Below are 26,543 nucleotides of genomic sequence, written 5' to 3' on the forward strand. Positions count from 1 at the left end.
ACTATGTAAAATAATTTATATGGAGTAGTAGAGTGATTTCAGTCAGGCACATCAATATCAAAAACGATACGACCAGCAACTAACGTCATCCAAACCTCTGTTTGAGCAATATTCTCTATCCCACCTTGGGTAATATCATGGGATAAGACTACGAAATCTGCGGCTTTTCCAACCTCAATTGAGCCAGTCAAATTACTAATACCAAGGCTCTTGGCTGCATTGATGGTATAACTGTCTATTGCATCTTCAACAGTAGGCAAACCAGTGCTTTCCATCATCACACTATTTTCAATACCAACAAGAGGATTAATATCATGGACATTCCAATCGCTGCTTAAAGATACGTTAACACCGGAGTTAAAGAAAGATCTCAAATTCATCATTGCGCGTGCTCGTTTTGCTCCCACGAAAGCTTCAGCCCACTTATGGTCATTGTACGCAATATAGTCTGACCCAACTTGAAAATCTGCCGTGACTTTAAGCTCTGAGAAACGCTTAATGTCTCTGGAATTAACCATCTCAACATGAGTCAGTGTGTAGTTGTTTTGATTTCCTCGAGCGCGCAAAGTTTCAATAGCATCAAGTGATTCTCGAATAGCACCATCACCAATTGCATGAATATGAGCACCATATCCAATCCTATCAAGAGCTTCGAGCCATTGCGTCATAGCTTTAGGGTCGATGTAATTAATGCCGAGCGGGTGTGATGGAAGATAAGTTTTCCGGTACGGTTGGAGAAGCTTTGCTGTTCCGTTAATCAATATGCCATCACTGTATATTTTAACTTGATCAGACCAAAGTAGTTTTGTTCGGTCTGTAGAGATTATCTGTTTCAGAAACAACAACTGCGGCTTCATTGGATGTTCTGGATAAATCCATGGTCGAAGCGACACTCGTGCTGTCAGCTCCCCTCGACGCTCAGCCTCTTTCCATATTTCATACCAGCCACGTTTCCAATAGAGACGACCGTCTCCAATTGTCGTAATGCCATGGCGGCGTGCTTCATACAAACCCGCCATTAACCCTTGGTAGCTTTTGTCGAACTGTTGTTCAATACTATTCCAAGCCACTTCCATCACAATATCACCCGCATTATCAAGCAATATGCCATTCAAACTACCTGTCTTGGCATTTCTGAGAAATTTTCCACCTACGGGGTCAGGAGTTCGATCGTTTATACCTGCCAAACCGAGCGCAACTGTATTTACCCACATCGAGTGTGAGGTTTGCTCCATTATAACGACAGGGACATCTGGAAAAATTGAATCAATCACTTCAAGAGGTGTACGTTCATTCTCTTCCGATAACAATAAATCAATGGAAAAACCGTAGCCAATTAACCAGCTTTTTCCCTCCATCAATTGTCTGCAAAGCTTCAAGTTTGGCACTTGTTGTTCGAGGTTTGCATATCTATCTAGTTCACAGCCTCCCCCTATCGACGAGGCGGCCTCAAATACGTGATTATGGTTATCAATAAAACCAGGCATAATGAAACCGTCATCAAGGTCAACCAACTGGGTAGATGCCTTTATTAAATAGTTCAGCTGCTCACGCTTACCTATAGCAAGAATACTTCCCCTACTGACTGCGATAGAGTCAGCCGTTGGGTGCTTGTGTACCTTTGCACTAGTTAATAGAAGATCAGCAATTTCTGAAGCTTGGCTACTAAGAGTAAAACAGAGACTGACTAAAACAATAGCAATGTGTTTACCCATATTTCTTGGTACCTTAGTTTGATCGAACATGAAAAAGCGAATCCTCTTTTTAGTCTAGTGGGTTTGCTCAACCAACCAATTTAATCATAACGTACACAAACAATTATATAAGGAACGGCAGCCCAAAATAGGCACAAGTTATTCTATAGTTGGGTAAGTAGATATGTAATGAATGAACATTGGATGAGTAAAGACACTCAAGCTATTGAAAAAAGTAAGTTCAATCGATTTTTAGGATTATACGGATATTCACTAGCGACGTTGGGCTTAGTGATACTCATTATTAATGTTTTTACTTATTCTCTATACCGAGTACAAAAAGACAGCAACTTTGAATTGGAGATCAGTTTTGCTAAAGACCAAAACGCTACCCTAATCAACCTTTTAAGAAAAGATATTCGTATTATAGGTTCTAGCGTTCATTTCTTTTACGCGACCAATCCCGCCCAATGGCACAACTTTCCTCTTTTTGTACAAAATGCCTTAAGAATTAACCATGGGTAATTCTCCACTTGAATTTGAAGGAAAAAGAAATTTCGATTTCCTTGAGTCTAGGAGCCATTACCAGAACCGAAGAAAACGAGGAAGCTCTGCTCAGTAAAGTTGATGAGCAAGTCTATATCAGTAAAAGCGATGGAAGAAACCAATACTCTTATGTGCCGGTTGATATCCACATTCAATGATACGCCTGCAAATAATCGGCCTTAAAAAGCACACATCGTGATACACTCGCTACTATATCGACACAGACCAGCTGTACTTAACAACATTTTTGAGTGTATCAATGCCATTCGCAAACCTCGGCTTAAGCCAACCTATAACCCAAGCCATAGAGACACTGGGTTACAGTGACCCAACCCATATCCAAAATAGAGCAATACCAGCAATTCTAAGAGGTGAAGACCTGATTGCCGCAGCTCAAACAGGCACTGGCAAAACCGCAAGTTTTGTACTGCCTATGCTTGAAAGATTGAGCAAAGGGGTGACACAGAAGAAGAAACGAATTCGCGGTTTGATACTGGCGCCTACTCGAGAGTTAGCGATTCAAATTGACGATAAAGTAAGAACCTACGGTAAAAATCTCTCACTAACATCACTTGCCATGTACGGTGGTATTGATAGCACGAGTCAAAAGCAAGCACTGATTACAGGCGTCGATATATTAGTCGCAACACCTGGACGACTGCTTGATATGTATAGCCAACGTGCAATACATTTTGAAGAAATCGAAATGCTGGTCCTCGATGAGGCCGATCGTATGCTCGATATGGGCTTTATCGATGACATTAATAAGATTCTAAGCCGCCTTCCAAAGGATATTCAAAGCCTGCTGTTTTCCGCGACCCTATCTCACAAAGTACGTGACCTAGCAAAGACAGCTGTCTATAACCCTGTTGAAATTTCTATCCCTGCCAATCAAGCCTCGAAGAAGAACATAGAACAGTGGTTAATTACCGTCGATAAAGATAAAAAGTCGGCGCTTCTTAGCCACTTAATCAAGACCAATGATTGGGAACAAGCCTTGATCTTCATCGAGACGAAACACGGCGCTGCTAAACTGGTCCAACAGCTCGAAAAGCGAGGGATAGAAGCAGAAGCTTTCCATAGCGGTCGAAGTCAAGCGATTCGAACTCAGCTCTTGGCAGATTTCAAGGCAGGAGAAATTAAATACATGATTGCAACAGGTGTTGGTGCAAGAGGAATTGATATTGAGGGACTGACTCGCGTTGTCAATTATGATCTGCCTTTTCCTGCCGATGAATATATCCACCGCATAGGCAGAACTGGGCGCGCAGACGCTCAGGGAGAAGCCATTTCGTTTGTCTCCAAAGATAATTTCAAGAATTTGTGCATGATTGAGTCTCGCCTAGGGCATCTGCTTGAACGTCGCGAGATTGAGGGTTTTGAGCCACGCAAACCCGTCCCAATATCTATTCTTAACTATGTCCCCAAAAATAAACGCCAAGGTAAGGACAAGTAGTGAAAGCACCAACCAAGATAACCTTTTTCGAGTCGTTAACTCCGCTCATTGCCGAAGGCAAAAAGACCATTACAATTCGTGATAAGTCTGAATCCAACTATGAGCCAAATAGCCAAGTTGAAGTGTTTACCTTAGAAACTAACAAGAAAGTGTGCGACGTTAAGATTGTCTCAGTAGAAGCCCTTCGATTTGACGACATCAATCAAGACCATGCGCAGCAGGAGTACCTTCCATTACCAAAGCTAAAGCAGCTAATACGTGACATTTACCCTGGCGATGATAACTTGTATGTCATTACCTTCGAGTTAATCCATTCGGCTTAATTGAAAACCGCTATTCTAATAGCGGTTTTACCCTTACTCGAAAGTAGATTCACATTTGATTCTCATACTTTCAAAGTAGCCGTATATTATGGTCTCATACCGACCGTCTTGTCTCATTTCAGCTAATACCTCATCAAAACGACTCAAAAGCGCTTTACGATCACGCTTTTTAGAGAATGCGATATAACTCGGAGTGGCTTCAATGGCGGGTGATAATATTTCTATAGCTTTATCTAAGCTTTCTTGAACGAGTATACTGCGCGCTCCGAACTCGTTGTTGACCCAAATATCGGCTCGTTTGGTGCGAATTAGGTGGGCACACTCTTTAGCACTATTTCTTTGGAAAACCGCCCTAAAACCACCCTGAGCAATTTTTAAATCCATCCTTTTGCCATAGCTCACACCATTTACCACGCATAGAGCTACGTCCGAAACGTCACCAACCAAAATATCTTCCGGGCGATAGCCGCTGCCTCGCAGAGCCATTAGGCTGATGTTCTGCACAAACAGAACGTTTTTACTAAAGTCTGCAAACTTTTGCCTCTCTGCATTCTTGAAGGCAGTAAAAATACCGTCAGCTTTGCCTCTTTGTACTAGGGCCAATGCTCGCGCCCACGGCAATACGGTAATATTGACCGGTGTTTCTAGTTGATGAAAGATATAACTGACAAGCAGCACCGCAACACCAGATACTTGACCGTTTCGCGTTTCAATATAGGGAGGATATTCTAAAGTCACCAATTCAACTGGCTCTGCAGCCAAAGGCTTAACCGTAATCAGTGCACAGATGAGTATAAAAACTCGAAGCTTCGTCATTCAGACTCCTCCTGAAGCCCAACGCCTTAGAACATTGAGCGAGCTAACAAGGGTAACTGCCCATCAATGGACGGTATTTTATGTTTCCCTAATGTTAATAGTAATATTTTCAGAGAATATCGCCCGATTTTTTTAAGTATATTTACGGATGTGATTAAGAGAGGACAAACAACGCCAGCTCTAACGGGTCTCACTTAAGCAAAATCGTCATACCAAACCCACTGTACAAAAGATAGACACCATCTATCGATAATATAGCCATAAACTGTTTTCTATACACCGACATGCCAACTATGCTCAATGCTAGGTACGAAATTATCGAAAGACTGAATAAACGTTAATTTTTTAATGTCTGAGCCATGCCAAATGGCCTAGTAGAAGACATGACACAAAGGAGCAAGTCATGGAACATAAACACTCGAAGTCCGGCGGTCAATGCCCTGTTATGCATGGCGGTGCAACCTCTTCCGACGCATCGAACGTAGCCTGGTGGCCAAAAACCCTAAATCTGGATATTCTTCACCAACACGATCAAAAATCGAATCCGTTAGGAAAGGATTTTAATTATCGAGAGCAGCTCAAAACACTCGATGTCCAATCCCTTAAAAATGATTTAAAAGCGCTCATGACAGACAGCCAAGACTGGTGGCCAGCCGATTGGGGACACTATGGTGGCCTGATGATTCGAATGGCATGGCACTCAGCGGGGACATACCGGATAGGTGATGGTAGAGGCGGTGCCGACACTGGTAATCTGCGTTTTGCTCCTCTTAATTCTTGGCCAGATAATGCAAACTTAGACAAGGCTCGTCGCCTGCTCTGGCCAATCAAACAAAAATACGGTAACAAAATAAGTTGGGCAGATCTTATGATCTTGGCGGGCAACATGGCGTATGAGTCGATGGGACTCAAAACCTTTGGCTTTGCTTTTGGTCGTGAAGATATCTGGCACCCTGAAAAGGATATATATTGGGGAGCTGAGCAAGAATGGCTTGCCCCCAGCGGTTCAGAAAACAGCCGCTACTCAGGTAAGCGAGATTTGGAAAATCCACTCGCCGCCGTGATGATGGGGCTTATCTATGTCAACCCTGAAGGTGTTGATGGAAAGCCCGACCCACTTAAAACAGCGCAAGACATGCGAACGACATTCGAGCGTATGGGTATGAATGATGAAGAAACTGTAGCGCTTACAGCAGGAGGCCACACCGTGGGTAAAGCGCATGGTAATGGTAGTGAATCAAATATAGGACCAGAGCCGGAAAGAGCAGATATAGAAGAGCAAGGCTTAGGCTGGAATAATCATAATTCTAGAGGTATTGGTCGAGATACCATGACAAGTGGCCTTGAAGGCGCATGGACAACACACCCGACTCAGTGGGATAACGGCTATTTCCGTCTTCTGCTTGAATATGACTGGGATTTAAAAAAGAGCCCAGCAGGCGCATGGCAGTGGGAACCTTCTGATATGGACGACGAGGATAAGCCTGTTGATGTGGAAGACCCAAATATGCGTGTCAATCCAATCATGACCGATGCAGATATGGCTTTGAGAATTGACCCTGAGTATCACAAGATCTCAGAACGTTTCCACAAGGATCAAGCCTACTTCTCAGAGACCTTTGCAAGGGCTTGGTTTAAGCTTACTCACCGCGATATGGGGCCCAAGTCGCGCTATTTTGGTCCAGATGTCCCCATTGAAGATTTGCTCTGGCAAGACCCGGTACCAAAAGGCAGTACAAACTACGATGTAGCTGCAGTAAAAGCAAAGATTGCCAATAGCGGACTAAGCATCGGCGATATGGTGGCCACTGCTTGGGATAGTGCACGTACTTTCCGCAATTCCGATAAGCGCGGTGGAGCAAATGGCGCTCGCATACGCCTTGCTCCTCTGAATCAATGGCAAGGCAACGAGCCAGAGAGGTTATCTAACGTACTTGGTGTGCTAGAAACTATCGCTAGTGAATTTAAGATGAGTGTTGCCGATGCAATTGTATTAGCCGGGAATGTAGGGATTGAACAAGCGGCAAAAGCGGCTGGAATAAACACCACAGTACCCTTTTCACCTGGCCGTGGCGATGCAACGCTATCACAGACTGATGTTGAATCCTTTGGTGTTTTAGAACCCATTGCTGACGGATTTCGTAACTGGCAAAAACAGCACTATGCTGTGGGACCTGAAGAGCTAATGTTAAATCACGCTCAATTATTGGGATTAACTGCTCCTGAAATGACGGTGCTAATCGGAGGGATGCGCGTACTTGGAACAAACCATTCAAACACACAATATGGAGTGTTTACTGATAAGGTTGGTGTGTTAAGTAATGACTTTTTCATTAACTTAACTGATATGCGCTACTCATGGGTGCCAACTGGGCGCAATTCATATTCAATTGTCGACCGCAACAGTGGTGATGAGAAATGGGCAGCAACCAGAGTCGATCTAGTATTTGGCTCCAATTCAATATTAAGAGCATATGCTGAGGTGTATGCACAAAATGATAACAAAGAAAAGTTTGTTCACGACTTTGTTAAGGCTTGGACAAAAGTCATGAATGCCGACCGTTTCGATCTTAATCAGTAAAGAAAATACTACCCATGGTCATCTCTATGATCATGGGTATCTATGATTAAATGACCTGAATTCATGGTAGCTTCACAAATATAGGCTAGGTTTAGTTAAGGAGCACTCATTAAGAAACTTAATTCATATCAGAAATCTATCCATCGTAGTTGGCTAATTTAAGGAGAGTTGGAGATGAAAAGATTCGAGTTTTTTAGGTTGTTTGACACACAAGAGTTGTTTATTTTTTACTAACCGAGCATACAAAGGGTGCGTTGAGTAACAACATTATTCAACGCGTACCCAAACCAATCAAAAATCAACACTGTCCACCTTTACATCTACAGACCTAATACTAAACCGTGCAGCTTGTTAACGTGAAAAGTACGGCCTAACAACACGCCACATTCTAATCAGCCCTACATGACGTAAATGCCACCAATTCTGCCCTTACCAAAAAAGAAGCTCACTAAAGTTCGATGTTTCAAATAATGCACATTATCGACGATGAATTTACTCATATTGTGTAGTATGTAAAAATACCAACCACCAAACGAATTGATTAAGATTTATCAATGAAATTCCAAGCGGCCATCTTTGATATGGATGGACTATTACTCGACACCGAAAAAGTAAGTATGCATGTTTTTAAACAGGCATGCTCAACGGTCAACCTACCTTTTTATGAAGATATTTATCTATCTATTATCGGAAGAAATTCAGCAGGTATAGAAAAAATTCTTCGCCAAGCTTACGGAGATGATCTAGATAGACTCCATAACGAATGGCGACGCAACTATGATGCGATAGTCAAACATCAACCCATACCAATTAAAAAAGGGGTTGTGGAGCTATTGGCATGGCTAACAGAAAATGGTATCCCAACTTCTGTTGCAACCTCCACGCAGCGGGATGTAGCTGAAATTAAGCTTAAATTGTCGGGCTTAGACAAATTCTTCAATAGTTTGACTTGTGGCTGTGAGGTCTCGAAAGGGAAACCAGATCCAGAAATATACCTGCTAGCCGCTGAGCGATTAGGGGTTAAAAGTCAATATTGTCTGGCATTTGAAGACTCAAACAATGGTGTCCGCAGTGCTGTCACAGCACAAATGATCACATTCCAGATCCCTGACCTAGTAAAGCCTTGTGATGAAGTTAGATCATTCGGACATAATATTTTTCCATCACTCCTAGATGTCATGGCTTATCTACAGTCAAATAGATAAGCGAACTAAGATAGGATTCTTTATACCCAAAATATTTAGACCAATAACTTATAGATATAACAAATTTCCACTGAGGGCTTGGATTCAGACCATTAGCCCCAACCTCTTCTATTACTGGCATAATCATATTGCATAAGGAATGACAATGACTGATAAATATGTACCACCTGCCGTATGGAAAATGGAAAATAGCGATGGCGGCCAATGGTCAAGTATAAACCGTCCTGATTCTGGTTCCCGCCATCAACAAACCTTACCTAAAGGTAAGCACCAACTGCAATTGTATTCGATGGGAACACCAAACGGTCAAAAAGTAACGATTATGCTAGAAGAATTGCTCGCAATTGGCATAAAAGACGCTGAGTATGATGCTCATTTAATAAGAATTGGTGAGGGAGATCAGTTTGGCTCAGGCTTCGTTGACATTAACCCTAACTCAAAAATCCCCGCACTGATTGATGGCTCAAATGAAAGCCAGATCAATGTTTTCGAATCTGGAAATATTCTTCTCTATCTCGCGGAGAAGTTTGATCATTTTCTGCCTAAAGAGATCGAAGCAAAAACTCAAGTAATGAACTGGCTGTTTTGGCTTCAAGGCTCTGCGCCTTATCTTGGAGGTGGCTTTGGGCACTTCTACTCGTACGCTCCAGAAAAATTCGAATATCCCATCAATCGCTTTTCTATGGAAGCGAAACGCCAACTCGACGTATTGGATAAACAGCTTGCAAAGCATGATTTTATTGCTGGCGATAGCTACAGCATAGCCGACATGGCAATTTGGCCTTGGTACGGTAACCTTGTAATAGGCAAACTATACGACGCTGCTGAATTCTTGGATGTGAATAGCTACAAACACCTTAAGCGCTGGGCTGAAAAGATTGGGAGTCGTTCTGCAGTTCAACGAGGGCGTATCGTGAACCGTACTTGGGGAGAAAGCTGGGAGCAAATTCCAGAACGGCACTCTGCTCAAGACATTGATAAAGTATTGAATCTGAGACCATAGTTTTTATAAACCTGTCATATGGAATGTATGGCAGGTGGCCGTTATATCCCCAAGTCCTCTTTCCCTTAATAAATATACGTATTTATTTACCAAACACTTCGATATACTTCATTGGATTTAAACAACGGCTCTGGATTTACGCTCCAGCTCGCTAAATGGGGAAAACCATGACTAACTACGTAGTATGCGCACTGTATAAGTTTGTGCGCTTGGAAGATTTTAAAGACCTCCAGGAACCGCTAAAGCTGCTGATGGAAAAGCATCAGGTCAGAGGCACCTTATTACTTGCCAACGAGGGGATTAATGGCACAGTAGCTTCAGATCGAGACGGTATTGATGCGCTTTTGGCTTGGTTTAAGCAAGACTCACGTCTGGCTGACATTGTCTATAAAGAATCGTACGACCAAAACCAGCCTTTTCACCGCACCAAAGTCAAATTGAAAAAGGAAATTGTCACCTTAGGTGTAGAAGGTATAGATCCTCGTCATGTAGTCGGAACTTATGTCAAACCTACTGAATGGAATGAGTTAATATCAGATCCAGAAGTCTTTGTCGTCGACACCCGTAATAACTACGAAATAGAAATTGGTACGTTTGAAAATGCGGTTAATCCTAATACCGAGACTTTCCGTGAATTCCCCGATTATGTTGCTTCCAACATGGATCCATCAAAGCACAAAAAAGTCGCCATGTTCTGTACAGGAGGTATTCGCTGTGAGAAATCGACGGCCTATATGAAAGAACAAGGGTTTGAAGAGGTTTATCATCTCGAAGGAGGCATTCTAAAGTACTTAGAAGAGGTCCCAGCAGAGGAAAGTATGTGGCAAGGTGATTGCTACGTTTTTGATGGCCGTGTTGCGGTCAATCATGAGTTAGAAAAAAGCAGTTACGAAATGTGTAATGCGTGTCGTCTACCCATAACTCAGCATGATATGGCGTCACCATCCTATGAAAAAGGGGTAAGCTGCCCTAAATGTGTGGATATACATACAGATGAACAAAAAGCACGATTCCGTGAGCGTGAAAAACAAGTTCAGTTAGCCAATACGCGTGGTGAATCGCACGTTGGTGGGGATGCCGATCAAATCATAATGAAGCGTAGACAAGAGAAAATTGCGCGCAAGGAACAACAAAGAAAATCGAAGTGATTCCTGATCTGCGATAGACAGTTTTTTACACTCAAGTAGCCTTCTTTTTGAAGGCTACTTGCCTATTTCAATTTATTCCTCAAACCATCGACCTTCCATTAATCACACAGGTTTAAGCCCTAAATTAAGGTAGTTTCTTGGGATTGAGAATATCACACTCAATAGTCGGTTTTTATAATAGTTTTTAATGGCTCTCAGCACCAAAAAGATTACGACTGCTTAATTTAATAATGTGATAACTCTTAGACTCAATGGCACCAATATTCCTATTGCCCCTTGGGCAATAACCATGAACCAATAGATACAGCCTGAACACCTGATACTCTTCCTCGAAGAAGGCATCCCTCCGCAGGCATAGAACGCCCGTTTGAATCGATGTAAATCGCATTCTTTAGATGGAAGTACTGGCTGTCACCGCAATTTCTTGAATTCAAAGCCAGTTGGCAATCAAAAGCAAGATTTTCTGTACTATCATGCAGGTGTTCATTAACTAGCTCAAAGTATCGGCGTTCGGATATGAGTTCTCCGGTTAAAATTTTCTCGCCCATGAATATAGTCACACCAACTGTCGAGTCATCTTTATCTGTGTGGCTTACCATGTTCTGAAACAGGGACTCATTGCGCTCTATTGTTATCATATTTATTTTTCCTAGCTGAATTAGACTCCTCCAATATAAACGTTTGATACGGTCTTGTGACATGAATACATGTGAAGTTTTTCTTATTGCTTCTGTATTGACGTATCGATCACTCTGTTGGACTAGTCCAAATCATGCCAAATCTCATCACATAATTTCATCAAATTTCAGATTTTAATCCTTAAAAATCAAGTGGTTATGTGGACAATTCAAAATTTACCTCAAAATATTCAGAATATATACTCTATTTCACTACGCCTCCGCTACCACCCAAATTCAGCTCAAAGAAGCTAAAAGTTTAAAAGTGGTAGGACGCCCATAAAATACCCTATTTGATGCTTTTAGTGGCATTAGCAAACACTGGAGCTTCAGTAATAGTAAGAGCATCAAGCTCATTGAGTTTGAACAAATGTCCGCTAAATAGGACACCCGTTTCACGGAACTCATTTAGTGTCGCTTTGTCACAGCAGCATAAAAGATGTTCGTTAGTCATCGCTAGAAGGCCAGAATAACCGTTTAGACCATTAATTAATTGATGAAATGGCACGGACTCTTTCTTCAAGATACGAGTCGTTAGGATGCACTGTTTGAATTGGTTAGTTAATGAAGTGGGTAGTGTAAGCATAGTCAGGTTCCCCTAAAGCTAATGCAATGCAGCCCACAGCTTAAGCTGTGCTGTCACTTTGCGTCCCCGCCTCACGACAGGTTTGCCCAGTTTGTCCTGTATTAAGTATAGGCAACATCAGACATAAACGAAAAAAGAGCTGGTTCAAGCCAGTCCTCCAGCCTGATTTTTCGCTTATATTTCTGAGTTACTTGAGCCAGAGTAATGCATGCGGTTACAGCGATACTTCACTCCGTAGTGTGTGGAAGTCAATAGGATTGACTTCCATGTAAAGACAATAAAACTATATCAATCGGTTTATTGTCTTGGGTTTCTTGCTGAACAGATCTCACTTTCAAAATCGCTCCGGTAAGGATTGATATCAAGACCACCCCGCCTTGTATACCTTGCGAAAACGGTCAGTTTTTCCGGCTTGCAACAGCGTTTAATATCTGAGTAGATGCGCTCTACACATTGCTCATGAAATTCATTGTGTTCACGGAATGATATTAAGTACCGTAACAAAGCCTCATGATCAATTTTGGACCCTGTATAACGGATATAAACACTTCCCCAATCAGGTTGGTTAGTGACCAAGCAGTTAGACTTAAGAAGGTGAGAACACAGAGACTCTGTAACATATTGATCTTCTGTACACCCCATCAAAGAGTCCTCATTATAATCAAATGAGTCTACTGTAATATCCAAATCATCAATACAGTGTACGTTTTTATCGACTAACGTTTGTTGAGGTTCATCAACAGAAACAAATGATACTAGTACTTCGGCTCCAGCCGCTGCACTAAGGTCTTGTTTCATTTGCTGCATAACAAGATCTTGGGAATCGAATCGGGTTTGGTTATAGCTGTTTAGATACAGTTTAAAAGACTTAGACTCAATCAAGTTATCCGAGGTGTGGGGAATCACGAACTCCCCGATTGCAACCATTGGTTTCCCTTTATTATTGAGCCAAGAGATTTCAAACGCTGTCCATAAATCGAAACCAGTATGAGTAGCTTGTATACGCTCTTTGATCTCGGCTCGCCCTCTTGCTCTCGGAATTGGATCGAGCAGTTCTGGTTTATATTGAGAAACATACTCTGTCTTTTTACCTAGATTCTTATTATAGATTGCCACTGATTATGACTCCTTGACATTGATTAACCGAGAAAACAGCTTTCTGGCATAATAAATTGGCCCAACACTAACTAACGCATAAAGAACCTTGATGGATACTTGGCTAAAGAACATAACCAATAACACATCATTTGGTATCACATTATAAAAGGCAATACCAATAAACAAAGCACTATCTACCACTGAAGCGATACTTGTACTGGTAATAACTCGAATAGCTAACCAGCGAGAATTTGTTATCTGCTTAATTTTGTTCAAAATGTAAGCATTAACATTTTCAGAAATAAAGTATGAGCTAAGTGAAGCAACAAATACGGACATCATACTAGCGACCAATGTTAAGTATTGTTCATTCATCACTTTCCAGGGCTCGATGCTGGGAACAAGCGTCGACAAATAAATAAATGCCAGTATAACAGCATTGACCGTTGTCGATTTAATAATCGCCCTTCTTGCTAATCTCAAGCCATAAAATTCGTTCAAAATATCAACAAAAATGAATGATATCGGATAAAGAAAAATCGCTATAGGTACAACTAAACCCGTGTTAAAAATTTCTATCGGCTTAATACCTGTGAGGTTCGACAAAGTAAAAAGCGAACAAAGACAAAGAACCAAAAATGAATAACTCATCCAGTAGTTTTCATGACGATCTTCTAATTCGTAGGCACCTTCAAAACTCGATTTTGAGTACGCTTTCTTACACACCTCAACTAATTCATTACGATTAAGATCATCTGCAACATCGCTTTTTAACAGTTCTGCGGGCGGTATATCAACAACTTTACCCGTTCCTTTAATCATAATGCTTGCAGTCATACTAGGGGTTTCACTAAAACCGATTAACTTGTATTTATTGTTAAACACAGTAGCGCTCCTCAAGAATGCTGCCAAAAAAGTAATCATTGCGCTCTAATGGTTCATTAGAAGCTAATGCACATAAATAGCCATTACGAACAATCAGCTTATTCGACTGTTCAACATGACGATTTGAGCGATCAACAATAAGTAAATTTCCTCTCGTATAATAATGAGACAATGAGGTACCGATTTGTATAGCTACAACATTCTTGCTTTGAGAGAAATGGTAAGTCAATGGATAATCCGTCACCATTTCACTAATATAATGATCACCTTTCAGTACAAACTCATGTTCTGTCAAAATAGGAACGGCGATAGGGTTTTTATTTCCATCGATAGACGTTAGAGGTGAGCCAATATAATGCGATTCAAGAGATTCATTCTGAATAATGTAGCAAGTAGTTCCAAAAAAATCTGCAATTTTTTCTACTGTAGCTGCTTGTACACGTTCAACTTTACCATCCAAAATTTTATATATTGTAGAGCGAGTAATACCCGTTTTTCTACTTAATGATGCTTTAGTTTCTTTCCCTTGATGTAACCCAAACTGAATATTATCTCTTAATATAGCCAATTGCTCACTATTGCTTTTCATATGACCCCCCGATCAAATTTTAGGCAAAAATAACCCAACCACATTTATCTATGATATCAGGAACATATGACAAGTAATATTGCTAGAGACATATAAATACGCTACATGTATCAAAATATAGAGCTTTCCCCAAAAAAGGGGCGATTAAAAAGTGAGCCTTGTTTCAAAATAGCGACTTATTTTCAAGAAAAAACATAAATTATGATGAAGCTATCTTTTTTGTTCACACTGAGTGTAGAACAATAATCAAGTTAAATATCACCACGGTTTAGTCTATCGGCTCAATTATTAAACACGCACATACATAAAAATTTCATTTATGGCATATTTTTACTGAACGTAAATTTCTTTAATACTTCAAGACTTTTCATTTATCAAGACTATGTTTGGCATGGTTTACTGGTGCCATCTCCATGTCAAAATAATACAAAGATGCAGATTATCTCAATTACTGCAATGTCCGTCTCTTTAGATCGACATTCTCACTTTTCGCTGCCATTAGACAAGTCTATAAAAGTTATAGTGAATACTAGCAAATCCTATCAACGTCGTTGGTCTTGGCTATCTAAGCCCTCACCCCGTAACCCGCTAGGCGTTCGACATAGTACTCAATACCTTAGTGAAAAAATCTGGTATACAAAAAAAGCTCCGCGTCTTATCAAAGCTTTTGTTTGGCGTTTTGTTCGTCAACTATCCCCTGAGGAATGTGAAATATGGGTCAAGCACTACATGCTCAGTCAAGTATTAAACTCATGGTATCAGGGGCTTAATACAAATGTACCTTCATATCCCAAAAGGACGATTAATAAACAGTGGCTTGCTCGTTTATTTGACATACCAGTCTTGAGTTTTGACCATAGCGTTGAAACTCAATTGCAAAACCAGCTTTTAAAACGCAGCACCATCAATCAGAAAATGATCTACTGCTTGAGGGACTTTGATGCGACACCTGAAATTATAGACACCATCTATTTTAGAACGACTCAACACCTTCCAGTCGAAATAAAACTTATTGCAGACCAACTATTACAGCGAAAGTCTTACTATCTATCCGATCGCACCAAACTATCCAGAAAGCGATGCAATGAGATAGTCCAGTATTTGTTAGCCGTAAAATAAGAAGAACTGATAGGCCATCGCAAATCTCACTAAAACAATCCAATCATACACTTCTCGTGACAAACAGAATGTAATGCCAATGAGATAAGCAAAATAAGAGACTTATCTCATTTTTTATGCCACTACTTTTTTATTCTCACCGGTCAATAAAAAACATAAATTATTGATATTAATGAATTTATTCTCGGGATTTTTGACAAGTTATTAAATGTTCGAAGGTTTAATAGATTAATTACGCTACTCTCGCCATGCAATGAAGGCTGCAGCGAAGAGCAAACAGGAGCAAATCATGACATCAAGGTATCGCTGGCAGCAAGGAGACCAGATATACCAATTCCGTTCTTTAGCTGATTTAATGGCTAAAGCCACTCCAGAACGGTCAGGGGATGCATTAGCGGGTGTGAGTGCTGACTCAGAAACAGAGCGTGTTGCTGCGCAAATGACACTAGCAGAATTACCACTCAAAGCATTTCTACAGCAAACTGTCATTCCCTATGAAGACGATGAGGTAACACGCCTCATTATTGATACTCATGACATGGAAGCTTTTGACCCCATCTCTCATTTGACAGTGGGAGACTTTCGTAACTGGTTACTAAGCGAAAAAGCCGATAGCGATACACTCTATAGAATCCGTCTCGGGTTAACACCAGAAATGGTCGCTGCAGTTAGTAAAATAATGCGCAATCAGGATCTTATAGCTATCTCTAAAAAGTGCCATGTAAAAACGGCTTTTCGCAACACTATAGGTTTGCCCGGCAAACTATCAACTCGGTTACAGCCCAACCATCCAACAGACTCTCTAGATGGCATAGCTGCCACTATTTTTGATGGTTTGATGTATGGCAATGGTGACGCTGTAATAGGCATCAATCCAGCGACAGATAATGTTCCACAGACCATAAGGTTGCTAGGGATGCTAGATGAAGTAATTCAACACTATCAAATACCGACTCAATCATGTGTGCTTACCCATGTGACGAACACTATAGAAGCAATAGAAAAAGGAGCCCCAGTTGATCTTGTATTCCAGTCTATTGGTGGAACTGAAGGCACTAATCAAGCATTTGGAGTTAACCTTGGTATCCTTAAAGAAGCCCATGAAGCCGCCCTTTCTCTAGATCGAGGCACAGTAGGCAGTAACTGTATGTATTTTGAAACTGGTCAAGGGACAGCTTTATCCGCTAACGCCTACTTTGGTGTGGACCAGCAAACTTGTGAAGCGAGAGCATACGCCGTTGCAAGGCATTTTGATCCGCTTTTAGTGAATACCGTTGTCGGCTTTATTGGCCCCGAATACTTATTCGATGGAAAACAAATTATACGTGCAGGTCTAGAGGATCATTTTTGTGCAAAGATGCTCGGCCTTCCGATGGGATGCGATGTTTGCTATACCAACCATGCCTATGCTGATCAGAACGATATGGATAACCTTCTGACATTGCTTGGTGTCGCAGGCTGCTCTTTTATCATGGGAATTCCCGGCTCCGACGACATCATGCTTAACTACCAAACAACGTCTTTCCACGATGCATTATACGCAAGGAAAGTTCTTGGCCTCAAGCCCTCCCCTGAATTCGAGCAGTGGCTCATCAAGATGCACATTTTTGATGACATAGATAACTTTGTTTTAACCCAAGGTATAGCAAAGCCTTTTTCCGCCTCAATTCCTACGTTAAGTAAGGATAAGACCAATGGCTAATAACCCTATCCAAAAAGGTAAAGTATCACCACAAGTCACAGACAACCCTTGGCAATCATTGCGCCAATTTACTTCTGCTCGGATTGCACTGGGCCGAGCAGGAACTAGCATACCAACTCACGAAATGCTCACATTTCAGCTTGATCACGCACGAGCAAAAGACGCCGTACATAGGGCACTTAATATAGAAGACTTGGTGAAACAACTTGGCACAAAAGAAAATATTAAGCAGCATACACCTGATTTACCCACGGTTGTAAGCAGTAAGGTTTCCAATCGATTCATGTATTTGCAGCGGCCCGACCTAGGTCGCCAACTCGATGAAGAGTCATGGGAAAAAATCCAAAGCTACCACAACAAGAATAAAGCTAACTACGACTTATCAATTGTAATCGCTGACGGCCTCTCATCTATCGCAATACAAAACCATGCAGCACCTGTGATTGATCGATTAATTTCCCTTCTTTGTACAGACACTGAACACCATTGGACTATCGCACCAATAACTATTGTTAACCAAGGCCGAGTTGCGTGTGGAGACGATGTTGGAGAGTGCTTTAAGGCAAAAATTACCTTAATTCTTATTGGTGAGCGTCCCGGTTTAACTTCTCCCGACAGCATGGGCCTTTATATTACTTGGCAACCTGTAAGAGGAAAACAAGATTCAAGCCGTAACTGTATCTCAAACATAAGGCCAGAAGGTCTCGGTTATGAAGAAGCCTGCCAGAAGGCCTATTACCTGCTGAGAGAGTCGTTAAAACGACAAATATCAGGTGTCGATTTAAAAGACCGAAGCGTTTCTGATAACGGTCAAGTACTCGAAAACCATTCTTCAACCAACTTTTTAACTTCACCCAAAAAACAATGATAGAGGGAATTATCATGTCTGATGAACGTCAGAATTACCTTGCCAAGAGGCAGCTTAAAAGAGGCTCTGCAGGATGGATCTTACTTGCAGGTTTAGGTGTTTCATATGTTATTTCCGGCGACTTTGCCGGTTGGAACTTTGGGATTGCACAGGCTGGCTGGGTAGGCTTCTTGATCGCTGCATTGGCTATGGCTTTGATGTATTTCACACTTGTCTTGTCCCTCGCTGAAATGTCAGCAGCAATACCAACAGCAGGAGGTGGCTATAGTTTTGCACGACAAGCCATGGGGCCACTTGGCGGCTATATAACCGGGCTCTCCGTATTAATTGAATATGCATTAGCACCCGCAGCAATAGTGATTTTTATCGGCTCCGCAGTCAACGAACTGATTGGTATAGATGGTCCCATTGTCTACGCTTGTTTCTACTCTATCTTTATTGCTATTCACCTTTCTGGTATTGGCCAAGCACTTAAAGTCATGATGGTTATCAGCGCACTTGCTGTTATTGCAATTTTACTGACCGCAGCCGTTCTGATTGGACAATTTGACATCAACAATCTTTTTGACATTCCACCAACAACTTATGAAGCAACACGATTATTACCTATGGGGTGGTACGGAGTCTGGGCCGCTCTTCCATTCGCAATGTGGCTATTCTTGGCAGTTGAAGGAGTACCGCTTGCTGCCGAAGAGGCTAAGAATCCAGCAAAGGATGTTCCCAAGGGAATCATAGGCGCCATGGTGTTTTTGCTTTTCACAGCAACACTCGTTGTGTTTTTACTTGCCGGTGCAGTCGGTGCCAAAGTGATAGGTGACAGTCCAGTTCCTTTAGTCGATGCGCTAAATATAAGTGGGTATTCATCTATTGCCACCTTAGTCAACTTACTCGGCCTTGCTGGACTTATCGCTTCTTTCTTCTCTATTATCTACGGTTATAGCCGCTTAGTCTTTGCCCTATCTAGGGCAGGTTACCTCCCCAAAGGCTTATCCTTGACCAATAAAAACAAAGTGCCTGCACAAGCATTGGTACTACCGGGTATTTTGGGACTTGCCGTCTCACTTTCAGGTGAAGGCGATCTTATCCTCGCGATGGCCGTAGTCGGAGCAACCGTATCATATGCCCTCATGTCATTAAGTCATATACTCCTGCGTTACAAGCAACCAAATCTAGTACGTCCATATAAAACCCCAGGAGGCGTAGTGACACCAAGTATTACTCTGTTTTTATCTTTGGTCGCAATGACGGGTGTCTATGCCTTTTCCCCGCCAGCTTTTTTCATGACACTAGGCCTATATATCATTGGCATAGCTTATTACTTGCTTTATAGCAGGCACAATCTTGTTGCTTCAACCGCAGAAGAAGAGTTTGAGATGCTCGCATTAGCAGAGCAAGAATTGGAGACTGAATTCACTAACTGAGTACTATAAAGGCAGGGGATACAATTTTTTCTGCCTACATAACTTTAAAGTGTCCTCACAACACAAACCGTGCAGTAACTGAAACAAATGCGTGGTCACTGGCTTGATTGTCTTTCTCAAAACAAGGGCTAATAAGGTGTGAATCTAGAGTTCGATATTGGATGAGATCGGCCATTGAACAGTGTGAACTTGTCTGAAATTCTTGAGAAAGCAGTACGTAATCTAGTACCTTACCAGTAGAAAAATGATAGTGTGTGGCTGGGCGAGCAGCACTAGAAAGGTCAGGGTTGATAATGTCCCAACTGTCTCGCAATATTAAATGATGGCTTTCATGTTCTATTGGTTTAGTCAGTAAACCCACCATCTCACTATTTATGGACTGATTTAGATCTCCCATAAGCACTGTTGGCATAGGCTTTTTACTATATGCCTGTTCCATAGCAATTCTAATCATCAAAGCCTCCCAACCGCGCTGTTGACTCGACAGCCATTGCCCCAAAATAGCATGAGTTTCTGCGTCTGGTTTTGCCTGTGTTTCTCGCTGTGATTTTAGGTGACAAACGTATACTGCCACCTCTCCAATGCCCGGAACATCAATAACTGCACAAACTGGCTGGCGGCTAAACGCCAAGTCTCGAATACCGTACCCTTCAAGCAGGCTACGTGGAACAGTCACGGCATGATATTGTGTAATTGGGTATTTTGAAGCCAAAGCAACGACTGGATGACTATAGATGTATTCACTTTCAACGTGCGCCTCATCAACACTCACAAAGTGGTTAAACCCCAGCTTAAACAAGATGTCTCTGACACAGTCTATACTAAACACTTCTTGAACGGCGATAATATCGGCATCTAAGGCTTTGATGGACTCCATTGTCCAGCGGCATTTGTTTTCCCACTCTTGCGCTGTATAAATATTCTCAAAATCATAAAACGCACCAGGTGGCTCAATAAAATTATAAAGATTAGCTGTCGCAAATGTCAGTTTTTTATTCGTAAGCAAAGCCTTACCCCATTCATTTACTAATACTCATACAAATCTTTGCTTAAAAAGCGAGCTTCTAACACATCCAATTCACTGCTCTAAGCTATCTTATAGTTTAACCTATTCATAGTTAATCTAACCGATTGCCATTGATAGCATTTCAGAGCGGTTAATCCCCACTTACCATAAATCATGACAAAAATTCGATTTTTCAATGACCCAAAACAAACCTAGATACCAATAATAACGTCTATAAGTAGTTCTCAAAGTGTATAGTAAGTCCTGATTTATTAGAGAGTTATGTATTGGTTAAATGCGCTCAGTCACACTCTTATGGTATAGATATAACAAACAAGGTTGATTACAACCATGAAAACGATAATAATTATCATTACAAAAATCGAGGTCAGTATGGATTCCCAAACACCGCTTTACAATGCATTCTTTAAAGCTCAAGACAGATTTTTAGATAGCTACACCCCATATGGGTTTGAGCCCGATATCGTTCATGAGTATATACATTCAGCAATGGCTTTATCATCCTTGTATGAGCGAGATACTGAATACGAAAATGCTTTGCTCTGTGAATTTTATCTGCGCCAAGTCTATTTCCACCTGATTGATGCTATTCAAGATCCATGCAGGGGCAAAATCTTCCGTCGAGTTTGCCTAGATGCAATCCATACCCCTCTTTTATGTTTAAAACGTTACTACCATCAATTGGAAAACGGCGATAAAAAGTTTCTACAACTACAACAAAACTTGCAGCGTATTCGCATGCCGCTTGACTAAATTTATAGGATCTCTCATGACACAAACTCCTTCTCAACCAGAATTTCGCGTCGAACAAGACAGTATGGGTGAAGTCAAAGTACCCGCTGATGCACTTTATCAAGCACAAACACAGCGAGCTGTGGACAATTTTCATTTCAGTAATCACACCATGCCAAACACTTTTATCCAGTCACTAGCCTATATCAAACAGTCTGCGGCTCTGACTAACGCACAACTTGGCTTAATGGAGGGCGATATTGCAAATGCAATTGCAGACGCTGCTCAACATATCATTGATGGTCAGTATCACGATCAGTTTCCTATTGATGTATTTCAAACTGGTTCAGGAACCAGTTCCAACATGAACGCTAATGAGGTGATTGCAACTCTAGCAAGTAAAGCACTTGGCGGGGACGTGAATCCAAACGATCATGTTAATATGGGACAAAGCAGTAATGATGTTATCCCCACCGCCATTCAACTCAGCAGCACACTGTCTGTTGAAAATCAGCTTATGCCAGCGTTAAATCACCTCATTTCCGTTTTAAAAAGCAAGCGTAATGAAATCGGTCATCTCGCAAAAACTGGCCGAACTCACCTAATGGACGCAATGCCGGTCACTTTTGATCAAGAGCTTGGGGGCTGGCAATACCAACTTGAGCAAGCAAAGGTTGGTATTGAGCAAAGCCTTGTTAATGTAAAGGCTCTCGCGCAAGGTGGTACCGCTGTTGGTACAGGAATTAACGCTGACCCAAGGTTTGCGTCTGCATTCGCCGATAACCTATCACAGGCCACTCGATTACATTTCACATCCAGTGAAAACTTTTTTTACAATCTCAGCAGTCAGGACGCGATAGTCGCACTTTCAGGACAGCTTAAAACCGCTGCAGTATCGATGATGAAAATTTCCAATGATCTTCGCTGGATGAATTCTGGCCCACTAGCGGGTTTAGGTGAGATAGAACTCCAAGGCCTTCAGCCAGGATCTTCCATTATGCCCGGCAAGGTAAACCCCGTTATCCCAGAAGCCGTCGCAATGTCTGCGGCGCAGGTAATAGGTAATGACTCAACTATTACCATCGCTGGTCAGTCCGGCAATTTTCAACTAAATGTAATGCTACCTGTCATTGCACATAATATATTAGAGAGTATACAGTTACTTGCTAACGGCGCTTTAGCATTGGCAGACAAAGCCATTTCTTCTTTCACTGTGCGTGAGAACAATTTACAAGTTGCTTTAGCAAAAAACCCTATCCTTGTGACCGCATTAAATCCAGTGATAGGCTACCTAAAAGCAGCAGAGATCGCTAAAAAAGCATATAAGAATGGACAAGCAATCATTGATGTTGCGGAGCAAGAAACCGAGCTCGACAGAGCAACGCTTGAGCGCTTACTTGATCCAAGTAAACTCACGCAAGGTGGTGTGGCAGAGTAACAAATATCGATTTATTATGGCTTTTGAATATTACACGGCTTTAGCAGTTGAGTTTTTTCAAAAGCCAACTCTCAGATGGACCAAGGATAAACCACGCAAACCATGGATGGGCATGTCAATAGCCAACCTCTGTCTTCACCAGTAAGTGATCAGACCCAGTTGGCATAGGTAAGCTGTATCGTTTGCATATTTTTCTTCCAGCATTAACCGACTGCAGCCATAGGTGATCAATAGCTATCATGGAAGCCGTCGGTGCTCGAAATGATGCAATCCAATTCGGCCAACTCGCCACTGGCGCTTTCTGAAAAGTTGGAAACATCCTCGCAAACCGTAAGCTTGTCGCCGACAAGTTGAAATCACCAACCACAATAGCTTCATCACTTGGATATACTGAAAGCAGGGACTCAATGGTTTTTATCAGAGCATTACGCCGATACCATAACTCCTCGGTTCTAGGTGAAGGAGGGTGAGCAACGATGAGAGAAATGGGAACCTGGCGATTAGGGTGCCAAGTACCGCGAATAATGCTCTGAGCGTCGGGTGTCTTGAACACTGACATATTTTTTAGCGGTGACACACTAAGAATCATTTGACTCGAAGGATAGCCTACACCTTCCTGCCCTCCATAGGAATAAGGATAAATATCATCTAATAACTTCAATTTTTCCCCAACTTCCGGAGCAACTTCTTGCATCACCACTAAATCAGCAGGCTTAGTCAATAAATAGTTAATGAAAGAATTGATGCTTGGATTTTCGTAGTAAAGATTGTACTGAATAATAGAAACGGAATTTGTACATTGCCCAACCAAGTTCTCGTGTGGCTTGGGAGACATTAATCCAAATGCACCAGCCAAAACAATACATATTGCACTTGGTGCCCACCTTTGACCTAACATCATTAACAGCGTAAGTAGGGAGTAAATCACCAAAAATAATCCTGGATAGGAAACAATATTCTCTACCCACCAAGTAGACTCAAGAAGTGACAAACCTGCCCATGCTAGTGCTGGAGCATAAACTACCAGCCAAATTCTCCAACGTCTCACTCTCAGACCTATTTATGTCAAAAACTCTATAATTATGAACCAAGTCTTTGTAATTAGCCCAAATTAGTGGTTGATACTGTGCCAGTGACAGTAATAACACATGCTGATTTAAGGACCTACCTTATTTTCCCCATCATAGTTAAATATTTAAGTCATTGTTTTTAAGAAACTAAATTAACTTAAAATACTCTTCTTAAAATAAGGGCCCTACCAACGCGCAATTGGCTCCTGTTACACATCACTCTCCTACTTTTCCAATTCTAAAATAAGGTATCAAGCAAACAACCAAGTCGGAGTCTGGGGTAAGTCAGCTCGATTTGAGAAAATTATCAGGGTGGGGCCACAGATATTTTTTCCGAAATAAGGCTATTAATCTTTTAAGTAGCAACAAATGGACACCACACTCTGAGTAAACATTGAAACAATACCGCTCAATTCTTTTAAATCTTCCTCAGATACCTAAGCGCCGCACTTGGTTTTGTAAAAAACAACTATACTGCATTGTGTACTAACCATTTAATGAGGTTCAACCATGAGAGTTTTGCTGTTTATTTGTATGTTTTTTTCTGCATCAATCTTTGCAAATAACCTAAATGATCTTAACTATATCACTGAATCCTACCCTCCTTTTAATTACAATGAAAACAAAGAGTTAAAAGGTCTTTCTATCGATGTTTTAGAGGCGGCGACTAAAGCAGTAGGCGAGCCTGTATCACGCAGTAAAATAAAACTTCAGCCTTGGGCTCGGGGTTATGACGCTGCGCTGAAAGGTCCAAAGGTCGCACTTTTCGCGACAACCCGAACTGAAGAGAGAGAGTCGAAATTTAAATGGGTAGGCCCGATTATCGCGACAAAAGTGGTGGTTTTTTCCAATAAAAATGTCACCGTGAGCGACCCATCAGAACTCGGCAAATACAAAATCGGCGTGGTTAGAGACGATGTAGGAGAAGCGCTTTTGAAAAAAGCTGGCGTTCCCGCTTCTGCAATGAAAGTATCACCGGGTGCCGATCTGCTAATAAAACAACTTGCCGCAGGTCGAATTGACATGTTGGCCTATGAACAAAGCGTAGCGACTCACCTAATGAAGGCTGCAAACGTTGATCCGAGTAAATTTAACGTCGCTTACACTCTCAGTGAAGGACAGCTCTATTACAGCCTGAGTTCAGATACACCAGATGAGTACATCAATAAGCTACAAAAAGGCCTTGATCAAATCTCACAATCTGGTGAGTTAGATAAAATTAAGAGCCAGTATCAATAATCAACTGAGTAATAATCACCATGCATAAATTGCTTGGCGTGTAAGTGTTGAAGCTCTTCACAGCTACCGATACCTATGTCGGTAGCTGTTTTAGTGCCTAACGATCGATTATGACGTGTCTCACAACCACTTAGCTCCCTTGGTATAAAAAGAATCCAGAAAACATTGTTGACACATAAGTTACAATTTTTATTTTTTATTCTATAAAATCTGGTGTCTTCTCCTCAATCGAGTATAGGGATGCGTGCTTTTCATCTGAAAATTTTGTTCTCGGCTTTGTTTCCTTGTGTTTGTTTAGCTGCAAATATACAAGAGCAGTGGCAATCTTTTTATCAACGTAATTGGCAAACTGGTTCATTGATAGTCACTGCTGAGCAATTCAATCTTTTTTCGCCAAAACTGCTCAGAGCAGACGCCCGTTATCCTAATTTTGCGCGTTACACTTGGGAAGATATTCAGTTTTTGTACGACGTTTCAAAAACTTGTCAAACTTTCAGCCCTGTTCAAACACATCTGTTAGCGGCAACCGAGTTTGAGCTTGCTCTTTGTAACAGCCAACCTATCGATGACACATGGTTCTTCACACATGACCCTATACATCCTGCTGGAGGCAGCTTTTTAGAGCGTTACCTGTCTACGAAGTCAAAGTTCACGCCAAGTGATAATCTACTGCAATATTTAACCCTTTATGACCCAAGACATCCCTTACATAAGCCTCTCTCAACCCTCTCCATTGAAGGAAGGGAAACATTGTTTAATGGATATCGAGCCTGGATGGAAAACGACACATTATGGTTAAGTGCAGAACAAGGTTGGAAAGCCATTTCAAGCAGTACATGGCGCCCTATTGCCCATGAATTAAATATCAAATTTACAGGTCCAAGTTGTGAGCTTAGATATAGTAACCTCTGCATCAGTCAGCAAAGCAATAACCTGTTGCTACAACGTTTTATAATCGTCAGTATTTCAGTCATATTATTGTTTATATTTGCGAGAGGCGTGTATTTTAAAAGACAGCAAAACCGAGAGAAACGCTTTATTTTGCAGCTACTCACTCATGAACTTCGTACACCGATTACCAGCTTAGGGCTGACCGTTGAAATGCTGCGTGATCAATTTGAACACTTAACAGAAGAAACTCAACAAGTTGTATGGAGGCTAGTCTCTGATCACCAAAGATTGGCCCAACTCACAGAAAACAGTAAAGTCTACTTAAGCACACACAGCTCCCATCAATTGTTAGAACAAAGCGCCTATAGGGGACAAAGCCTGCCACTAACTCTCTAATATTGGGCTTGTTCCTACCACTCACTATGGTTT

Annotated in this window: 25 protein-coding genes and 1 riboswitch; of the genes, 16 read left to right on the top strand and 9 right to left on the bottom strand. The window is 41.5% G+C overall.

Annotated features, from left to right (window positions below):
• Positions 1 to 38: 38 nt before the first annotated feature.
• Positions 39 to 1,745, bottom strand: a complete 1,707-nt coding sequence (locus DPF90_RS09090; RefSeq protein WP_420855738.1) for an amidohydrolase — start codon at positions 1,743 to 1,745, stop codon at positions 39 to 41.
• Between the two features lie 138 nt (positions 1,746 to 1,883).
• Here DPF90_RS09090 and DPF90_RS09095 point away from each other — a divergent pair, with 138 nt between their 5' ends.
• From DPF90_RS09095 to yqfB, 4 genes are all read left to right on the top strand, one after another.
• The gene (locus tag DPF90_RS09095) at positions 1,884 to 2,219 is read left to right on the top strand and encodes a hypothetical protein (protein WP_162814008.1); all 336 of its coding nucleotides are present in this window, start codon (positions 1,884 to 1,886) and stop codon (positions 2,217 to 2,219) included.
• A gap of 8 nt (positions 2,220 to 2,227) precedes the next feature.
• A complete protein-coding gene (locus DPF90_RS20250) occupies positions 2,228 to 2,398 on the top strand; it encodes a hypothetical protein (protein ID WP_162814009.1) in 171 nt (56 codons plus the stop codon).
• Positions 2,399 to 2,499: 101 nt separating this feature from the next.
• On the top strand, positions 2,500 to 3,696 hold the full coding sequence (locus DPF90_RS09100) for a DEAD/DEAH box helicase (RefSeq protein WP_114786027.1): 1,197 nt from the start codon (positions 2,500 to 2,502) through the stop codon (positions 3,694 to 3,696).
• Complete coding sequence (gene yqfB / locus DPF90_RS09105) at positions 3,696 to 4,019, top strand: N(4)-acetylcytidine aminohydrolase (RefSeq protein ID WP_114786028.1); 324 nt, start codon at positions 3,696 to 3,698, stop codon at positions 4,017 to 4,019. Before DPF90_RS09100 ends, yqfB begins: the two co-directional genes overlap by 1 nt.
• Positions 4,020 to 4,052: 33 nt before the next feature.
• Here the strand turns inward: yqfB and DPF90_RS09110 are convergent, their stop codons facing one another.
• Positions 4,053 to 4,835 (bottom strand): substrate-binding periplasmic protein, encoded by a 783-nt coding sequence (locus DPF90_RS09110; RefSeq protein WP_114786029.1) that lies wholly within the window; start codon positions 4,833 to 4,835, stop codon positions 4,053 to 4,055.
• 403 nt (positions 4,836 to 5,238) lie between these two features.
• On the opposite strand from DPF90_RS09110, the gene katG reads away from it, so the two are divergent.
• The 4 genes from katG to trhO all read left to right on the top strand — a co-directional run bounded on the left by katG (position 5,239) and on the right by trhO (position 10,772).
• Positions 5,239 to 7,416, top strand: a complete 2,178-nt coding sequence (gene katG / locus DPF90_RS09115; protein WP_114786030.1) for a catalase/peroxidase HPI — start codon at positions 5,239 to 5,241, stop codon at positions 7,414 to 7,416.
• A gap of 554 nt (positions 7,417 to 7,970) precedes the next feature.
• A complete protein-coding gene (locus DPF90_RS09120; RefSeq protein WP_114786031.1) occupies positions 7,971 to 8,621 on the top strand; it encodes an HAD family hydrolase in 651 nt (216 codons plus the stop codon).
• 145 nt (positions 8,622 to 8,766) lie between these two features.
• Positions 8,767 to 9,624 (top strand): glutathione-dependent disulfide-bond oxidoreductase, encoded by an 858-nt coding sequence (yghU, locus tag DPF90_RS09125; protein WP_114786032.1) that lies wholly within the window; start codon positions 8,767 to 8,769, stop codon positions 9,622 to 9,624.
• Positions 9,625 to 9,791: 167 nt separating this feature from the next.
• Positions 9,792 to 10,772: an oxygen-dependent tRNA uridine(34) hydroxylase TrhO gene (gene trhO, locus DPF90_RS09130; RefSeq protein ID WP_114786033.1), complete on the top strand. Its 981-nt coding sequence runs from the start codon at positions 9,792 to 9,794 to the stop codon at positions 10,770 to 10,772.
• Between the two features lie 266 nt (positions 10,773 to 11,038).
• On the opposite strand, the gene DPF90_RS09135 is transcribed toward trhO, so the two are convergent.
• The 5 genes from DPF90_RS09135 to DPF90_RS09150 form a co-directional block, all read right to left on the bottom strand.
• Positions 11,039 to 11,410 (bottom strand): hypothetical protein, encoded by a 372-nt coding sequence (locus DPF90_RS09135; protein WP_114786034.1) that lies wholly within the window; start codon positions 11,408 to 11,410, stop codon positions 11,039 to 11,041.
• Between the two features lie 328 nt (positions 11,411 to 11,738).
• Complete coding sequence (locus tag DPF90_RS09140) at positions 11,739 to 12,035, bottom strand: hypothetical protein (RefSeq protein WP_114786035.1); 297 nt, start codon at positions 12,033 to 12,035, stop codon at positions 11,739 to 11,741.
• 19 nt (positions 12,036 to 12,054) lie between these two features.
• A riboswitch (cyclic di-GMP riboswitch) is annotated at positions 12,055 to 12,132 on the bottom strand.
• Positions 12,133 to 12,332: 200 nt separating this feature from the next.
• Positions 12,333 to 13,151 carry an NADPH-dependent 7-cyano-7-deazaguanine reductase QueF gene (gene queF, locus DPF90_RS20345; protein ID WP_205395182.1) on the bottom strand — a complete coding sequence of 273 codons (819 nt, stop codon included), beginning with the start codon at positions 13,149 to 13,151 and terminating at the stop codon, positions 12,333 to 12,335.
• Between the two features lie 3 nt (positions 13,152 to 13,154).
• Positions 13,155 to 14,018, bottom strand: coding sequence for a queuosine precursor transporter (locus DPF90_RS20350; RefSeq protein WP_205395183.1), 864 nt, complete (start codon positions 14,016 to 14,018; stop codon positions 13,155 to 13,157).
• Positions 14,011 to 14,607, bottom strand: a complete 597-nt coding sequence (locus DPF90_RS09150) for a helix-turn-helix domain-containing protein (protein ID WP_114786036.1) — start codon at positions 14,605 to 14,607, stop codon at positions 14,011 to 14,013. The genes DPF90_RS20350 and DPF90_RS09150 overlap by 8 nt, the downstream gene beginning before the upstream one ends.
• A gap of 522 nt (positions 14,608 to 15,129) precedes the next feature.
• Here DPF90_RS09150 and DPF90_RS09155 point away from each other — a divergent pair.
• The 4 genes from DPF90_RS09155 (at position 15,130) to eat (ending at position 19,717) form a co-directional block, all read left to right on the top strand.
• Positions 15,130 to 15,726, top strand: coding sequence for a hypothetical protein (locus DPF90_RS09155; protein WP_162814010.1), 597 nt, complete (start codon positions 15,130 to 15,132; stop codon positions 15,724 to 15,726).
• Positions 15,727 to 16,015: 289 nt separating this feature from the next.
• Positions 16,016 to 17,428 carry an ethanolamine ammonia-lyase subunit EutB gene (locus tag DPF90_RS09160; RefSeq protein WP_114786038.1) on the top strand — a complete coding sequence of 471 codons (1,413 nt, stop codon included), beginning with the start codon at positions 16,016 to 16,018 and terminating at the stop codon, positions 17,426 to 17,428.
• Positions 17,421 to 18,296, top strand: coding sequence for an ethanolamine ammonia-lyase subunit EutC (eutC, locus tag DPF90_RS09165; RefSeq protein ID WP_114786039.1), 876 nt, complete (start codon positions 17,421 to 17,423; stop codon positions 18,294 to 18,296). The genes DPF90_RS09160 and eutC overlap by 8 nt, the downstream gene beginning before the upstream one ends.
• A 14-nt stretch (positions 18,297 to 18,310) precedes the next feature.
• The gene (eat, locus tag DPF90_RS09170) at positions 18,311 to 19,717 is read left to right on the top strand and encodes an ethanolamine permease (RefSeq protein WP_114786040.1); all 1,407 of its coding nucleotides are present in this window, start codon (positions 18,311 to 18,313) and stop codon (positions 19,715 to 19,717) included.
• Between the two features lie 55 nt (positions 19,718 to 19,772).
• On the opposite strand, the gene DPF90_RS09175 is transcribed toward eat, so the two are convergent.
• Entirely contained in the window at positions 19,773 to 20,723 is a 951-nt protein-coding gene (locus DPF90_RS09175; RefSeq protein WP_114786041.1) for an endonuclease/exonuclease/phosphatase family protein, read from the bottom strand.
• A 393-nt stretch (positions 20,724 to 21,116) separates the two neighbouring features.
• On the opposite strand from DPF90_RS09175, the gene DPF90_RS09180 reads away from it, so the two are divergent.
• Both DPF90_RS09180 and DPF90_RS09185 read left to right on the top strand, forming a co-directional pair.
• Entirely contained in the window at positions 21,117 to 21,497 is a 381-nt protein-coding gene (locus tag DPF90_RS09180) for a hypothetical protein (protein WP_114786164.1), read from the top strand.
• A 16-nt stretch (positions 21,498 to 21,513) separates the two neighbouring features.
• Positions 21,514 to 22,914 (top strand): class II fumarate hydratase, encoded by a 1,401-nt coding sequence (locus tag DPF90_RS09185; protein ID WP_114786042.1) that lies wholly within the window; start codon positions 21,514 to 21,516, stop codon positions 22,912 to 22,914.
• A 115-nt stretch (positions 22,915 to 23,029) separates the two neighbouring features.
• Here the strand turns inward: DPF90_RS09185 and DPF90_RS09190 are convergent, their stop codons facing one another.
• Complete coding sequence (locus tag DPF90_RS09190; RefSeq protein ID WP_114786043.1) at positions 23,030 to 23,962, bottom strand: endonuclease/exonuclease/phosphatase family protein; 933 nt, start codon at positions 23,960 to 23,962, stop codon at positions 23,030 to 23,032.
• A 532-nt stretch (positions 23,963 to 24,494) separates the two neighbouring features.
• Here DPF90_RS09190 and DPF90_RS09195 point away from each other — a divergent pair.
• Both DPF90_RS09195 and DPF90_RS09200 read left to right on the top strand, forming a co-directional pair.
• Positions 24,495 to 25,223: a substrate-binding periplasmic protein gene (locus tag DPF90_RS09195; protein ID WP_114786044.1), complete on the top strand. Its 729-nt coding sequence runs from the start codon at positions 24,495 to 24,497 to the stop codon at positions 25,221 to 25,223.
• 240 nt (positions 25,224 to 25,463) lie between these two features.
• The gene (locus DPF90_RS09200) at positions 25,464 to 26,510 is read left to right on the top strand and encodes a DUF3404 domain-containing protein (protein WP_114786045.1); all 1,047 of its coding nucleotides are present in this window, start codon (positions 25,464 to 25,466) and stop codon (positions 26,508 to 26,510) included.
• The last annotated feature ends 33 nt before the right edge of the window (positions 26,511 to 26,543 follow it).

The sequence above is a fragment of the Vibrio tetraodonis genome (assembly GCF_003350295.1).
Classification (GTDB): Bacteria; Pseudomonadota; Gammaproteobacteria; order Enterobacterales; family Vibrionaceae; genus Vibrio; species Vibrio tetraodonis.